The organism is Micromonospora sp. DT41 (genome assembly GCF_049841715.1).
GTDB classification, from domain to species: Bacteria; Actinomycetota; Actinomycetes; order Mycobacteriales; family Micromonosporaceae; genus Micromonospora; species Micromonospora profundi.
In genome coordinates this window covers 18,909-33,117 of the sequence record NZ_JBNCKU010000019.1, presented here as the reverse complement: position 1 = coordinate 33,117, position 14,209 = coordinate 18,909, and the positions used below count along the sequence as shown (strand labels likewise).

Annotated in this window: 16 protein-coding genes and 1 riboswitch; of the genes, 9 read left to right on the top strand and 7 right to left on the bottom strand. The window is 72.0% G+C overall.

The genetic code is table 11. The features are described 5' to 3' along the window. The first annotated feature begins 58 nt into the window (after window positions 1-58). The 3 genes from ACLQ23_RS27100 (at window position 59) to ACLQ23_RS27090 (ending at window position 1,543) form a co-directional block, all read left to right on the top strand. Window positions 59-244: a hypothetical protein gene (locus ACLQ23_RS27100; protein ID WP_355596028.1), complete on the top strand. Its 186-nt coding sequence runs from the start codon at window positions 59-61 to the stop codon at window positions 242-244. Window positions 245-557: 313 nt separating this feature from the next. Further along, on the top strand, window positions 558-785 hold the full coding sequence (locus ACLQ23_RS27095; RefSeq protein ID WP_355596030.1) for a thioredoxin reductase: 228 nt from the start codon (window positions 558-560) through the stop codon (window positions 783-785). Further along, window positions 782-1,543 carry a pirin family protein gene (locus ACLQ23_RS27090; protein ID WP_425881341.1) on the top strand — a complete coding sequence of 254 codons (762 nt, stop codon included), beginning with the start codon at window positions 782-784 and terminating at the stop codon, window positions 1,541-1,543. Before ACLQ23_RS27095 ends, ACLQ23_RS27090 begins: the two co-directional genes overlap by 4 nt. Before the next feature lie 102 nt (window positions 1,544-1,645). On the opposite strand, the gene gndA is transcribed toward ACLQ23_RS27090, so the two are convergent. After that, the gene (gndA, locus tag ACLQ23_RS27085) at window positions 1,646-3,088 is read right to left on the bottom strand and encodes an NADP-dependent phosphogluconate dehydrogenase (RefSeq protein ID WP_355596034.1); all 1,443 of its coding nucleotides are present in this window, start codon (window positions 3,086-3,088) and stop codon (window positions 1,646-1,648) included. 479 nt (window positions 3,089-3,567) lie between these two features. Between gndA and ACLQ23_RS27080 the strand changes: the two genes are divergently transcribed. Continuing rightward, the gene (locus tag ACLQ23_RS27080) at window positions 3,568-3,960 is read left to right on the top strand and encodes a hypothetical protein (RefSeq protein WP_355633178.1); all 393 of its coding nucleotides are present in this window, start codon (window positions 3,568-3,570) and stop codon (window positions 3,958-3,960) included. Between the two features lie 230 nt (window positions 3,961-4,190). Here the strand turns inward: ACLQ23_RS27080 and ACLQ23_RS27075 are convergent, their stop codons facing one another. The 3 genes from ACLQ23_RS27075 to ACLQ23_RS27065 all read right to left on the bottom strand — a co-directional run bounded on the left by ACLQ23_RS27075 (window position 4,191) and on the right by ACLQ23_RS27065 (window position 7,318). Next, window positions 4,191-4,991, bottom strand: coding sequence for an energy-coupling factor transporter transmembrane component T family protein (locus ACLQ23_RS27075; protein ID WP_355632308.1), 801 nt, complete (start codon window positions 4,989-4,991; stop codon window positions 4,191-4,193). A 145-nt stretch (window positions 4,992-5,136) separates the two neighbouring features. Continuing rightward, window positions 5,137-6,552 (bottom strand): ABC transporter ATP-binding protein, encoded by a 1,416-nt coding sequence (locus tag ACLQ23_RS27070; RefSeq protein WP_355596039.1) that lies wholly within the window; start codon window positions 6,550-6,552, stop codon window positions 5,137-5,139. A gap of 178 nt (window positions 6,553-6,730) precedes the next feature. Further along, window positions 6,731-7,318: an ECF transporter S component gene (locus ACLQ23_RS27065; RefSeq protein ID WP_425881340.1), complete on the bottom strand. Its 588-nt coding sequence runs from the start codon at window positions 7,316-7,318 to the stop codon at window positions 6,731-6,733. Between the two features lie 75 nt (window positions 7,319-7,393). After that, a riboswitch (TPP riboswitch) is annotated at window positions 7,394-7,498 on the bottom strand. A gap of 97 nt (window positions 7,499-7,595) precedes the next feature. On the opposite strand from ACLQ23_RS27065, the gene ACLQ23_RS27060 reads away from it, so the two are divergent. From ACLQ23_RS27060 to ACLQ23_RS27040, 5 genes are all read left to right on the top strand, one after another. Next, window positions 7,596-8,426, top strand: a complete 831-nt coding sequence (locus ACLQ23_RS27060) for an alpha/beta fold hydrolase (protein WP_425881339.1) — start codon at window positions 7,596-7,598, stop codon at window positions 8,424-8,426. A 25-nt stretch (window positions 8,427-8,451) separates the two neighbouring features. Further along, window positions 8,452-9,258: an aminoglycoside N(3)-acetyltransferase gene (locus ACLQ23_RS27055; RefSeq protein ID WP_355632313.1), complete on the top strand. Its 807-nt coding sequence runs from the start codon at window positions 8,452-8,454 to the stop codon at window positions 9,256-9,258. After that, on the top strand, window positions 9,255-10,004 hold the full coding sequence (locus ACLQ23_RS27050) for a sugar isomerase domain-containing protein (protein ID WP_425881338.1): 750 nt from the start codon (window positions 9,255-9,257) through the stop codon (window positions 10,002-10,004). Before ACLQ23_RS27055 ends, ACLQ23_RS27050 begins: the two co-directional genes overlap by 4 nt. 166 nt (window positions 10,005-10,170) lie before the next feature. Continuing rightward, window positions 10,171-10,674 (top strand): DUF6328 family protein, encoded by a 504-nt coding sequence (locus tag ACLQ23_RS27045; RefSeq protein WP_053658661.1) that lies wholly within the window; start codon window positions 10,171-10,173, stop codon window positions 10,672-10,674. Window positions 10,675-10,782: 108 nt separating this feature from the next. Beyond that, a complete protein-coding gene (locus ACLQ23_RS27040) occupies window positions 10,783-12,804 on the top strand; it encodes an acyl-CoA dehydrogenase family protein (protein ID WP_425881337.1) in 2,022 nt (673 codons plus the stop codon). Window positions 12,805-12,821: 17 nt separating this feature from the next. Here ACLQ23_RS27040 and ACLQ23_RS27035 read toward each other — a convergent pair whose 3' ends face one another. The 3 genes from ACLQ23_RS27035 to ACLQ23_RS27025 form a co-directional block, all read right to left on the bottom strand. Then, entirely contained in the window at window positions 12,822-13,430 is a 609-nt protein-coding gene (locus tag ACLQ23_RS27035) for a hypothetical protein (protein WP_355596051.1), read from the bottom strand. Between the two features lie 73 nt (window positions 13,431-13,503). Continuing rightward, on the bottom strand, window positions 13,504-13,902 hold the full coding sequence (locus tag ACLQ23_RS27030; RefSeq protein WP_355596052.1) for a Fur family transcriptional regulator: 399 nt from the start codon (window positions 13,900-13,902) through the stop codon (window positions 13,504-13,506). After that, on the bottom strand, window positions 13,899-14,198 hold the full coding sequence (locus ACLQ23_RS27025) for an ArsR/SmtB family transcription factor (protein WP_355596053.1): 300 nt from the start codon (window positions 14,196-14,198) through the stop codon (window positions 13,899-13,901). The genes ACLQ23_RS27030 and ACLQ23_RS27025 overlap by 4 nt, the downstream gene beginning before the upstream one ends. Between the last annotated feature and the right edge of the window lie 11 nt (window positions 14,199-14,209).

Genomic DNA, 14,209 nt, shown 5'->3' with positions numbered 1-14,209 from the left:
ACCGGCACGTCACAGTGGGTACCAGGACGTCACGAGCCACTGACGGAGGTGAACCCACATGATCCAGAAGCGCATTGCACAGTGGGCGGTGATGGCGATCGCGGTGCCAGTGGCCGCGGCCGGTGCCCGCCGCCTCAGCCACACCTTGGAGGCCCGGCGCGGTTCCTCCGGCCTGACCCGGATGCTCACCAAGGGCGCCGACATGGTCCGCCCGCAGAAGGCGAAGCGCCGCCGCCTCTGGTGACCTGTTACCCCGGCGCCGCCCCCGCATCGCGGAGGCGGCGCCGCACCATATCCACCCACGCCGCGTGTCCGCTCGTCCGCCCTGCCCCACCACGCACGGTCGATCATGGAGTTGTGGTGCCTGATTCAAGGCTATAAAGGGCTTTTGTGAGGCACCACAACTCCATGATCGACGCCGTGCGGGCTTGGGGCGCGGGTCGGGGCGGGTTTGCTTTTGGCGTCAGGGTCAGGGGGGTCGGGTTGTTTTCGAGGTGGGGGGCGGTGGGGCGGGGGTAGGGTCGGGCGGAGACGTACGCCGTCGTGCGGGGGTGGAGATGCGGGATCTCCGGTACAAGATGATCATGGCGTTGAATGCTGCTGACCTGGGTGATCCGCTCTGCGAACAGGTGGCCGAGATCTGCGCCGAGATCGCCGAGCAGCACTGCGCGGAGTTCGGCCACACGCCACAGGTGCGTACCGGCGAGATCGCCGAGCTGGCCACCGGCGAGCCGGCGCTGACCTGGGCACCGTCGACCCCGGACGCCGGTCAGCGGGCCTGGTGACCGCGCCCGCACCTGCGGTCGACCTGCGCCGCGCCGAAGACCGCTTCGCCACCCGGATCTCCTGGCTGGATTCCAAGCATTCCTTCTCGTTCTCCCGGCACTACGACCCGGCCAACACCCACCACGGTCTGCTGCTTGTCAACAACGACGACGTGGTCCGCCCCGGCGCCGGCTTCGAGACGCACCCGCACCAGGACATGGAGATCGTCACCTGGGTGCTGCGCGGCTCCCTGGTGCACCAGGACTCCACAGGCCACTCGGGAGTGATCTATCCGGGGCTGGCGCAGCGCATGAGCGCCGGTACGGGCATCCTGCACTCGGAGAAGAACGACGCCTGGCGGCTCAACAACCAGGAGCCGCACAGCGACCCCGTGCACTTCGTGCAGATGTGGGTGCTCCCCGACGAGCAGGGCGTCGATCCCGGCTACGAGCAGCTGGAGATCGAGGACGAGTTGCTGCGGGGCGGCCTGGTGCCTGTCGCCTCCGGGATGGACCGCTACGACGGCGCGTCCGCCATCAGGATCCGCAACCGGTACGCCACCCTGCACGCCGCCCGGCTCACCCCCGGCGACGAGGTCACCCTCCCGGACGCGCCTTTCGTGCACCTGTACGTGCCCAACGGCACGGTGACCCTGGAGGGCAGTGGCCCGCTAGGCACCGGCGACGCGGCCCGACTAACCATGACCGGCGGCCGGCGGGTAACCGCCGACGAACCGGCCGAGATCCTGGTCTGGGAAATGCACGCAACCCTTGCCTGACCTCGCTTCCCGCGATCTTGCACTTTCTGCCCCGTCATAACGGTACGTAGACCGCATTCCGGGGTCCGAAAGTGCAAGATCGCGGGGAGAGGGCGGCGGGGGTTAGGCCGGGGACTCTGTGTGGTCGCCTGCCCAGAGGGTGTGGAACGAGCCTTCGCGGTCGACGCGCTGGTACGTGTGTGCCCCGAAGTTGTCCCGCAGGCCCTGGATCAGCGCGGCGGGCAGCCGCTCGGCGCGCAGCGCGTCGAAGTACGCAAGCGACGACGAGAACGCCGGCGTCGGCACCCCGGCCCGGGTCGCGTCGGCCACCACCCGCCGCCAGCTCGGCACGCCGGCACCGACCGCCTCGGCGAAGTACGGCGCCACAAGCAGCGTCGGCAGGTCAGGCTGCTCGTCGTACGCCTCACGGATCCGGTCGAGGAAACGGGCGCGGATGATGCAGCCGCCCCGCCAGATCGTCGCCGTGCCGCCGAGGTCGATGTTCCAGTCGTACTCCTGGCTGCCGGCGCGGATGTGGTCGAAGCCCTGCGCGTACGCAACGATCTTGGAAGCGAGCAGCGCCCGGCGGACGTCCTCGACGAACGCGTCCCGGTCGGTCACCTGCCACTGGTCACCGGTGTCCGGGAACGCCCGGCGTGCCGCCTCGCGCTGGTCGACGTGCCCGGACAGCGAGCGGGCGAACGTCGCCTCGGCGATCCCGGTGATCGGGATGCCCAGGTCCAGGGCGCTCTGGACGGTCCACCGCCCGGTGCCCTTCTGCTCCGCGCGGTCCTGCACGACGTCCACGAAGGGGCGGCCGGTGGCCGCGTCGGTGTGCGCGAGCACATCGGCGGTGATCTCGATGAGGAACGAGCCCAACTCGCCAGCGTTCCAGTCGCGGAAGATCTGCGCGATCTCCGCCGGCTTCGCGTCCAGACCGGCCCGGAGCAGGTCGTACGCCTCGGCGATGAGCTGCATGTCGGCGTACTCGATGCCGTTGTGCACCATCTTGACGAAGTGCCCGGCGCCGTCCGGCCCGACGTGCGCGCAGCACGGCACACCTTCCACCTGGGCGGCGATCTTTTCGAACATCGGCCCGAGCTTGGCGTACGACTCGTCGGAGCCGCCCGGCATGATGCTCGGCCCGAGCAGCGCGCCCTCCTCGCCGCCGGAAACACCGGTGCCGCTGAAGTGCAGCCCCTTCGCGCGCAGCGCCTCCTCGCGGCGGCGGGTGTCGGCGAAGTGGGCGTTGCCGCAGTCGACGATGATGTCGCCCTCGTCCAGCAGCGGTACCAACTCGTCGATCACCGCGTCGGTGGGCGCGCCCGCCTTGACCATCACGATCACCGCGCGGGGCCGTTCCAGCGACGCCACGAAGTCGGCCATCGACTCGCCGGGAACGAAGGTGCCCTCGTCACCGTGCTCGGCGACGAGGCTACGGGTGCGCTCGGGTGAACGGTTGTGCACCGCCACGGTGAAACCGTTGCGGGCCAGGTTGCGGGCCAGGTTGCGACCCATCACCGCCAACCCGGTCACGCCGATCTGCGCTGTCGCCTGCTGAGCCATCCGTGCTGCCACCTCTCGCCGTCGTGTGGTCCTGCTGCGACCGTATCGCGCTGCGCGCAGCGCGGGAACGCTGGTCGACAGGCGGTCACTGACTGGTACCGGTCAGCTCCCGCCGATGTCCAACCTGGCGCTCGACCGCGCGACACTCACTCCCCAGCGTCGCGGCCTCCCACCGATCGCGCCAGGAGCATCCGCCACGATCGCGCCAGGGAAAACCGGTCGTGCCGGAGTCCGGCACCGGATAGTGTGCGGTCATGCGCTACTGACGCCCAGTTTCCGAGCCGGCCCGCCGCCCCGCGCCGCGGTCCGTGCGCTCCCGGGCGTCCGCGTACTCGCCATCTGCATTCGGTGGTGCTTGGCGGTCCCGGTGAGCTGTCTCTTCCCTATCTCGACCGTCGAGCTGCGACGGTCACCAGCCGATCCGACCGACCGCCGGAGCGCGGGACCGGCCGTGACGGTCGGCACCGAAGGAGGCCCGGATGCCTGCCAGGCGCAACCCGAAGAAGTTCCGTACCCCCAGAGCAACGCCGCTCGGCGCCGACCCGGCGGCCAAGCACGGCCCGCTCCAGCCAACCCGCGCCGACCTCGGCCTCGCGGTCGAGCCGGCGCTTGTCGAGCCGGCAGCGCTGGTGGACCCGGCGGTGTCGATCGAACCGGCAGCGCTGGTCGAGCCGGCGGTGTCGCTGGGTGAGCTTGTGCCGCCGGTCGACGTGCCGGCCGCGGTCGACGCGCCGACGGTGGCCGACCTGCCGAAGGCGGCGTGGCGACCTGCGGCGCCGACGGCCGGACCGCCGCATGGCGGCGGAGGCCGCTCCGGCGGCAAGAGCCAGCAGGCCGGCCAGCCGCGCCGCTACGCCTTCCGCCGCAGCTGACCGATCCCGCCCCGCCGCGCGCTGTCCGGCGTGGGCCGCCCACTGCGTGCCGTGCGTCGCGTGCCGCGTGCCGGGGACGCCGCCCGCCGCGCGTCGCCCGCGGACGCGGACGCCGCCCGGCGGACGGTGACGACAACATCAGGGATGTAGTGGCCTCGTCTGGCAGCGAGGGCACTACATCCCTGATGTTGTGCGGATCTTGGAGCGCGGCGTAGCGGCGCGCGGCGCGCTCAGCCGATCAGCGGGCGGAAGGTGCCGAGCAGGATGCTGACGGTCAGGGCGCCGCCGGCCAGGACGACCGCCCCAGCGATGAGGAGTACGTCGGCGGGGCCGAAGCGCTGGCGGCGGGCGACGGTACGTGGTGTGTCGGCGTCGAACCCGCGCGCGTCCATCGCGACGGCCAGCCGGGTGCCCCGGCGGATCGCACCGACCAGCAGCGCGAACGCGGTGGAGGCGAACAGTCGCAGCTTCGCCACCGGGTTGCGCCCGGCATCCACGCCGCGTGCCCGCCGGGCCATGCTGATCATCTGCCACTCCTGGCCGAGCAGCGGCACCAGCCGGAACGCGGCCAGCGCCCCGATGGCGAACCGGGGCGGCGCCTTCGCGTTCTGGATCAACGAGTCGGCGAGGTCGGTGGGGTCGGTGGTGGCGAACACGATCACGCCGGGCAGGGCCACCGCGAACACCCGCAGGATGAGCCCGAGCGCGGTGAGCAGGACGCCGGTGGTCACCAGCACCGGCCCTACGTCCAGCAGGACCCGGCCGGATCTGTCGGCGGCGAACAGCACAAGGGTGACGAGGATGCCGACGGCGCTGAGCAGCAGAGGCAGGGCCCGCCGGGCAAGCACCCGGTAGCGGATGCCGAACAGCGGCAGCACGGCGAGTTCCACAGCGATGGCGATGGCCGGGGCCACCGGGTCCAGGGTGGCCAGCAGGGTGAACGAGAAGACCAGAGCGGCGGCGACCTTCGCCACCGGGTTGCGCCGGGCCAGCGGCGCGCCGGGTGCGGCGACCGGCTCGATGCTGATCATCGGATGTCACCCCGCTTGGTAGCTGTCGCTCCTGAGTCGCCCGGTCGGGCAGCGCCGCCGAGGTTGGTGCCCCACGTGGTCGCGGTCGCTCCTCGAGCGCGGTGCGGTCGGGCAGAGCCGCCGCCGAGGTTGGCGCCCCGGGTGGTCACTGTCGCTCCAGGGTGACGGTGCGGTCGGCGAGCGCGGCGACGAAGTCCGCGTCGTGGGTGACAGTGACGATGCCGTGCCCTGCGTCGCGCAGGTCGGCGAAGAGGTCGACAAGTTCCCGCCAGGTCCGCCGGTCCTGACCGAAGGTCGGCTCATCGCAGATCACCAGGCGTGGCGCGGTCGCCAGGGCCGTCGCGACGCTCAGCCGCCGCGCCTCCCCACCCGAGAGGGTGTACGGGTTGGCAGCGGCGAGCCGGGTCAGCCGCAGCCGTTCCAGCAGCTCTGTCACCGTCTCCTTGACGGCCGACTCCTGTTGACCGGTTCGGCGTGGACCCAGCGCCAGCTCGTCGAAGACGGTGCTCGTGACGAACTGGTGCTCCGGGTCCTGGAAGACCGACCCGATCCGCCGGGCCAGCGCGGGTGCCCGCCAGCGGTGCGGGGGAGTGCGGTGGTCCGGCCCGGCCAACTCGGCGGACGCGGTTACCCGGCCGGTGCCCGGCTTGAGTAGACCGCCGAGCAGCAGCGCCAGGGTCGACTTGCCGGCGCCGTTCGGTCCGCGTACGGCGAGTGCTTCGCCGGCGCGTACCCCAAGGGTGGTGGGGCCCAGCCGGGGAGGCAGGCCGAGCCGGTCGACGGTGAGCAACAGATCCCCCGGGCCGGCGGTGGCCGGCCGTGGCGCGATGGGGTGACCCGGCACCCAGACGCCTTCGGCGGCGAGGGCGGCGCCGTGCGCGGCGAAGACCTCCTCGGGTGGGCCGTCCGCGCGGACTCCGCCGCCGGGTTCCAGGACGACTACCCGGTCGACAAGTGGCAGCGCTTCGGCGACCCGGTGCTCGACCAGGATCAGCGTGGTGTCCGCGTCGAGGGCGCCGGCCACCGCCTGTCGGATCAGGTCGGCGCCGGCCGGGTCGAGGTTGGCGGTCGGTTCGTCGAGCAGCAGCAGGCCGGGGCGCAGGGCCAGGGCGCCGGCCAGGGCGAGGCGTTGCTGCTCGCCGCCGGAGAGTGCGGCGGTGTTGCGGTCCCGGGAGTACGGGAAGCCGACGCGACGCAGCGCCTCGTCGACCCGGGGCCAGATCTCGGCAGTCGGTACGCCCCGGTTCTCCAGGCCGAACGCGACGTCGTCGCCGCAGCGGGCCATGACCAACTGGGTCTGCGGGTCCTGGAAGACGATGCCGACGCGTTCCCGGCCCTTGCGTGGGTCGAGCCCGTCGATTTCGACGGTGCCCTCCTGCTCGCCGGAGTCCTCGGGCAGCAGCCCGGCCAGGGCGCTGAGCAGCGTGCTCTTGCCGGCCCCCGACGGCCCGAGGAGCAGCACCCGCTCCCCAGCCTCCACACGCAGGTCAACCCCGCGCACGGCCCAGGCGCGCCGCCCAGCATGCCGCCACCCGAACCCCCGCAACACAACCGCGCTCACCACCCACCCCCAACCAACCTGCCCGCACCGACCCGCCCAACCCTCCCCGCCGCCCTCCCGCCACCCCTTCCACCTGCCCGGTGATCATGAGGTTGACGGGGGCTTGGGAGATCCATCCGCCCGTCAACCTCATGATCAACGCGAGAAAGCGGGAGGGGGGCGGGTCAGGGCCGGAGGGCTAGACGAGGGCTCGGTTGCGGCCTGCTGGGAAGCGGTCCAGGACGCCGGTGTTGGCCAGGGCCCGGGTGAGCAGCCAGCCGCCGATGCCGGCGATCACCGTGGCGCTGACGATGGTGAGCAGCGCGTACGGGATGCGGTAGCTGACAAGTTCGGTCTCGACGTTCCAGACGAAGAAGTCGAACAGCGCGGCGCTGAAACCTGTCAACGCGCCGGCCAGCGCCGCCGTCGGCAGCCGGAACGACCGGTAGCGGAAGGCGGCGAAGGCCAACTCGGCGCCGATGCCCTGCACGATCCCCTGGGGGATCACAGTGCCGGCCCACTGGCTGCCCAGCAGCGCGGAGACGACAGCCGCCACCGTCTCGCAGTAGAGCGCCGCGCCGGGCTTGCGGATGACCAGGCCGCCGACGACGGCCGGCATCAGCCAGACGCCGTAGATCAGCGTCTGCGCCGGCGGGAAGAAGGCGAACGCGCCCTCGGTGGCACTCCAGACCAGGCCCCAGGCCCAGAAGATGACGCCGAAGGCGACAGCGATCACCGAGGCGACCACGATGTCGATGGTGCGCCAACGGTTTGTGGTGTTGTCCATGGTTGCTCCCAGTTCAGTGGTACGAACCAGGAGAAGACGCACGCCGCGCGTCCGGTGGCACCGGACGGCGGCGCGGCTGGAGGTCGACCGAACTCCCTGCGCTGGCATTACCCAGATCAGGTTCGAGGGTCTGCGGGCATGCCCGCACTCTCAGCGCTGTGCGCTCCCCTGTCGGATGTGAAGTTGTCTCGCTGACGCTAGCACCGACCAGGGGTTACGGCCCAGCAGGGAGTTCCGGCGCCGGCCGGCCCGCCGCCGGCTGGGTAGGCTCACGATCATGCAGGTCGACGCGCGAGGTCTCACTTTCGAGGTACGCACCGGTGGCCCACCGGACGGCGCGCCCGTCCTGCTGCTGCACGGCTTCCCGCAGCACAGCGGCGAGTGGGACGAGGTCGCCCCGGTGCTGCACACCGCCGGGCTGCGCACGTACGCGCTGGACCAGCGCGGCTACTCGCCTGGCGCGCGACCGGAGGCGGTGGCCGACTACCGGATCCCCGAACTGGTCGCCGACGCGGTGGCGGTGCTCGACGCGCTCGGGCTGGACGCCGTCCACCTGGTCGGGCACGACTGGGGCGCGGTCGTGGCCTGGGCGCTGGCGGCCGAGCACCCCGAGCGGGTCCGTACGCTCACCGCCGTGTCAGTGCCGCATCCGGCGGCCATGGCGCACGCCCTCGGCAACGACACCGAGCAGAAGGCCCGCTCGTCGTACATCGCGCTGTTCCGCCAGCCCGGCAAGGCCGAGAAGGTGCTGTTGGCGTTCAACGCGACGGCGCTGCGCAAGATGCTCGGCGGGGTCGGTGACGCGTCCCGGGTGGACCGCTACGCCGACCCGATGCGCGAGCCGGGTGCCCTGACCGCCGCGCTGAACTGGTACCGGGCCATGTCCCGGGCCGACCTGGCCGCCGTCGGCCCGGTCGCGGTGCCCACCACCTACGTGTGGAGTGACCGGGACATCGCCATCGGCCGGACCGCCGCCGAGGCGTGCGCCGCCAACGTCACGGGTGACTACCGCTTCGTACCGCTGCCCGGGGTGACCCACTGGATCCCGGACGCCGCACCCGGCCCTCTCGCCGAGGCGATCCTGGCCCGGGTCGCGGGGACGGCCTGAGCGCCGTGCCGATCGAGGGAACGCCGTGACGACGTACCCCGGCGGGCCGGGCACCCGCCGTTCGGTCGCCGCGCAGCTGCGCCTGCTGGGCGTACGTCCCGGCTCGACAGTGCTTGTGCACGCGGGCCTGCGCCCGTTGGGTTTCGTCTGTGGGGGACCGCACGCGGTGGTGCTCGCCCTGCGCGACGCGCTCGGCCCGGACGGCACGATGGTGGTGCCGACCCACACGCCCGACAACAGCGACCCCGCGCAGTGGCGCAACCCGCCGGTTCCGGTGGACTGGTGGCCGCTGATCCGGGCCGAGATGCCGGGGTTCGACCCGGCGGTCACCCCCAGCCGCTACATGGGCGTGTTCGCCGAGACGGTTCGCGGCTGGCCCGGCGCGTTGCGCAGCGCGCATCCCCAGGTGTCGTTCGCGGCGCTCGGCCCGGCCGCCGAGCAGGTCGTCGCCGGGCACGGCCTGGCCGACATGCTCGGCGCACAGTCTCCGCTGGCCCGGCTCTACGACCTGGACGCCGACGTGCTGCTGCTCGGGGTGGACCACAGCGTGAACACGTCGCTGCACCTTGCCGAGTACCGCCTTCCCGTGCCGGCCCGCGAGCGGCTGGGCGCGGCGGTGCGGATACCTGACGGTGGCCGCGAGTGGGTGTGGTGGCAGGACGTCAGGCTCGACGCGAGCGACTTCGGCACGCTGGGCCAGGCCCTGGAGGCCACCGGCGTGGCCCGCGTGGGCCCGGTGGGCGCCGGGACTGCGAAGTTGGTACGCCAGCGGGCGGCTGTCGACTTCGCGGTGCAGTGGATGGCCCGCAACCGGACGACGGAGGACACATGAGCGTGAGCGCCGACGACTTTCTGGCAGTGGTGACCGAGACGATCGGCCGGGTGGCCGCCAGCCAGCGGGAGGCGGTGGGGCGGGCCGCCGACCTGATCGCCGACGCCGTACGCGCCGACGGGGTGGTGCACGCCTTCGGAACGGGCCACTCGGAGGCCCTCGCCATGGAGATCGCCGGCCGGGCGGGTGGCCTGGTGCCGACCAACCGGATCGCGCTGCGCGACCTGGTGCTTATCGGTGGCGAGCCGGTCGAGCGGCTCGGCCCGCTGCTGGAACGCGACCCGGCGGTGGCGCACCGGCTCTACGAGCTGGCCCCGGTACGCCCCACCGACGTCTTCGTGCTCGCCTCGAACTCCGGGGTCAACGGCGCCATGGTCGAGTTCGCCACGCTCGTCAAGCAGCGGGGGCATGGGCTCGTGGCGATCACCTCCGTGCAGCACTCCGGCCGGATGACCTCCCGCCACCCGTCCGGTCGCAAGCTGGCCGACCTGGCCGACGTGGTGCTCGACAACGGCGCACCGTACGGCGATGCGACGCTGCCGCTGCCCGGCGGTGGCGCTGTCGGCGCGGTCTCCTCGATCACGGCGGCACTGCTGGCCCAACAGGTCACCGTGGAGGTGGTTGCTCGGTTGCTGGCGGCGGGGGAGCGGCCCCCGGTCTACCTGTCGGCGAACATCCCGGACGGCGACGCGCACAACACCGAGCTCGAAGCCCGCTACGCGGGCCGCATCCGCCGCGGCTCCTGAACGCCCGCGTGGGCGGCGCTCGGCGAGGGCGGTGGCGTGACCAGCGGAGTGTCCTGGCGGTGACCGGCAGATGTCGTGAACCTGTTTCGCGCTCAGTCGTGTGGGGCATTGGCGTTGCTGCCGGCGGACCGCTCCGTCGGCAGTAGCGTCTCACCGGAGGTAGCGCGTGTCGACGGAGACCGAGAAGCAGCGTTGGCAGCGCAACTTCGCCGATCTGCTACAGGAGCTGCGGGTCGCCCAGACGGGCGTGCAGATCCTGTTCGCCTTCCTGCTGACCCTGCCGTTCAGCAACGGATTCACCCGGACCAGCGAGTTCCAGCGGGATGTCTACATCGTCGCCCTGATCGCCGCGGCCGCCGCCACCGCGATGATCATTTCGCCGGTGGCGTTCCACAGGGCGCTGTTCCGGCAGGGGCGCAAGCCGGAGCTGGTCCGCTTCGCGCACCGGATGGCCAGCGGCGGGCTCGCCTTCATGCTGATCTCGATGGTCAGCGCGGTTCTGCTGATCACCGACTTCGTGCTGGACCGGCCGATCGCCTTCATCCTCAGCGGCCTGACCGGGCTCTGGTTCCTCACGTTCTGGGCGATCCTGCCGTTCTCCCGGCGTAGCTGGGGCGAGGACGACATCGACGACGACGATGACGACCCGGAGATGCTCAGCGGTCGCTGAGGACGGCGATCCGGACGTACGCTGCGCTACCCCTTGGTAACAAGCGGAGGTAGCGTGGCGGTAGTCGCGCACGTCGACGCAGCCGCACCGAGGTTCGAGGGGGCAGCCGTGACCACGACGCAGAACGGCCGACCGGCACCGGACGGTCCTGACTCCAACCCCGCAGTCGACGCGGCCCAGGCGGGCACCGCCGGTGCGGCCGCGCCGCTGCCCGAGGAGGCCGGGCAGGTCTCCGAGAAGGAAGCCCGGCAGGTCGCCGAGGCGGCCCGGGAGTCCACCTGGGACCGGCCCAGCTTCGGCAAGGAGCTTTTCCTGGGGCGGTTCCGGCTCGACCTCATCGACCCGTGGCCGCGCTCCGATCCGGACGACGAGGCCCGCGCCGAGGACTTCCTCGGCCGGTTCCGCGACTTCCTCGCCTCCGAAGTGGACGGACAGGCCATCGAGCGGGACGCCTCCATTTCGGACTCGGTGTTCCACGGCCTTGCCGACCTCGGCGCGTTCGGCATGAAGATCGACCGGAAGTACGGCGGCCTGGGCCTGAGCAACCTGCACTACTGCCGGGCGCTGATGCTCGCCGGCTCGGTAAGCCCGGCGATCGGCGCGCTGCTCTCCGCGCACCAGTCGATCGGCGTGCCGCAACCGCTGAAGATGTTCGGCACCGCCGAGCAGAAGCAACGCTTCCTGCCTCGGCTCGCCGCCGGTGAGGTCTCCGCGTTCCTGCTCACCGAGCCGGACGTCGGCTCCGACCCGGCCCGGCTCGCGACCACCGCCGAGCCGACCGAGGACGGCACCGGCTACCGGCTCAACGGGGTGAAGCTGTGGGCCACCAACGGCATCGTGGCCACCCTGCTCGTGGTGATGGCCCGGGTGCCGGCCGGCGAGGGTCGGCGCGGTGGGATCACCGCGTTCGTCGTGGACGGTGACAGCGCGGGCATCACAGTGGAGCGGCGCAACGAGTTCGTCGGTCTGCGCGGCCTGGAGAACAGCCTGACCCGGTTCCACGACGTGTTCGTACCGGCCGAGAACGTCATCGGCGGCGAGGGTAAGGGCCTCAAGATCGCCCTGACCACGTTGAACACGGGTCGGCTCTCGCTGCCTGCCATGTGCGTGGGCGCTGGCAAGTGGGCGTTGAACGTGGCCCGGGGGTGGGCCGCCGACCGGGTCCAGTGGGGCCGGCCGGTGGGGGAGCACGAGGCCGTCGCCCAGAAGCTCTCCTTCATCGCGGCCACCACGTACGGCATGGAGACCATGCTCGACCTGTGCTGCCTGCTCGCCGACGACGACCGCAACGACATCCGGATCGAGGCGGCGCTCGTCAAGCTGTACGCCAGCGAGATGGCCTGGAAGATCGCCGACGAGCTGATCCAGATCCGGGGCGGGCGCGGCTACGAGACGGCCGACTCGCTGGCAGCCCGTGGCGAGCGCGCCGCAGCCGTCGAGCAGATGATGCGTGACCTGCGGATCAATCGGATCTTCGAGGGCTCGACGGAGATCATGCACCTGTTGATCGCCCGGGAGGCGGTCGACGCCCACCTGTCGGTGGCAGGCGACATCATCGACCCGGATGCGGGGCTCGGCCGCAAGGCCCGAGCGGGCGCCCGAGCGAGCGCCTTCTACGCGAAGTGGCTCCCCACGCTCGCGGTCGGTCGGGGGCAGAGCCCTTCGGCGTACGCCGAGTTCGGGCCGCTGGCCGCACACCTGCGCCAGGTGGAGCGCTCGTCGCGCAAGCTGGCCCGGTCGACGTTCTACGCGATGTCCCGCTGGCAGGGAAAGATGGAACGCAAGCAGGCGTTCCTCGGCCGCATCGTGGACATCGGCGCGGAGCTGTTCGCGATGTCGGCGGTCTGCGTCCGGGCGACTGCCGAGCGCGGCAGCCGACCGGAGAACGTGGAGCTGGCAGACCTGTTCTGCCGGCAGGCCCGGGTCCGGGTGGACGCGCTGTTCGCCGCCCTGTGGGACAACACCGACGCGGTCGACACCACCGCCGCGAAACGGATCCTCGCCGGCCGCTACGCCGGCCTGGAGGAGGGGGTCATCACGCCGTCCGACGAGTTGCCCTGGGTGGCCCGCTGGACGCCCGGCCCGTCCACGTCCGAGGACGTCCGCCGCCGCATCCCGCCGAAGCCCTGACCCGCGCCGGCCCAGGCTCAGCGGGCTCGGCCGCGTAGGCCGAGTTGGCGCAGCTCCAGCGCGGCCAGGGCGTCCACTGTGTCGTCGTCACCACGCCGCCACGCCTCGGCAACGTCCGGCGCGATCGCTGTGAGCCGGCCCAGCGGCTGGGTGGCCAGCGCGCGCAGGGCGAGCAGGTCCCTGCCGGCCGGTCCGGCGGCCAGTTTCGCGGCCGACCCGGCGCGGCGCATCCACCGCAGCCGCAGCGGCAGCCAACCGAACAGCACGATGCCGAGCGGGAAGATGAGCACCGCGACGGCGAGCGCCAAGGCGAGCTGGTCGACCAGGTGCTGCTGGTCACGGCCGGCGTCGGCGAGCCCCCGGGCCGCGTCGGCGGCGCGCTGGAAGGGGGCTGTCAGCTCGTCGCCGACAAGCGGAACCCGCCGAACCTTGCCTCCGGCGTCGGCGAGGTTGTCGGCGAGGCCACCGCCTGCGCCCTCCAGCTTCTGCCCGGGTACGGCAAGCTTCTGCACCAGGTCGTGCAGCCAGAGCGCGCCGCGGATCGCGACGTACACCCAGGCGACGACGAGGAGGTCGGTGAGCAACTGGCGGGCGGCGGTCGGAAAGCGATCGGCGTAGATCTTCACGCCGGACAGCGTGCCACGAACGCCCCGATCCGTGCAGTGGTGGAGGTCAGCCCAGCAAGATCATGCGCGGCGGTCAGCGCACGCAGGTCGGGCAGGTGCCGAAGATCTCCAGTGTGTGGCTGACCTCTGCGTAGCCGTGCTCTGCGGCGACCCGGTCGGCCCAGCTCTCCACAGCGGGCCCGGCCACCTCGACGGTACGCCCGCACACCCGGCAGACCAGGTGGTGGTGATGCCCCTCGCTGCACCGACGGTAGAGGTGCTCGCCGCCCGGCGGGCGCATCACGTCGATCTCGCCCGCGTCGGCCAGCCCCTGCAACGTCCGGTAGACGGTGGTCAGGCCGACCCGCTCACCGCGCTGCCGGAGCATGGCGTGCAGGTCCTGCGCGCTGTGGAAGCCCTCCATCTCGCCCAGCAGGGCGCTCACCGCCGAGCGCTGCCGGGTGTTGCGCACCGCGGCGCCGCTCTCGTTCATGATCCCTCCCCGGCGTGGCTCACCGCGTCCGCCACAATGTGCGCCACGTGCTCGTCGACCAGGCTGTAGGCGATTTCCCTGCCCCGGCGGGACCCCCGCACCACTCCCGCGCCGCGCAGCACCCGCAGGTGCTGGGAGACCAGCGGTTGCGCGGCGCCGAGCTTCTCCACCAGCTCGTGCACACACCGCTCGCCGTCGGCGAGCTCGCTGACGATGGCCAGCCGGATGGGTGCGGAGAGGGCGCGGAGCAGTTCGCTCGCCCCGTCGAAGCCCTCGTAACCCGTAGCGGTGGTCATCCTGCAACGGT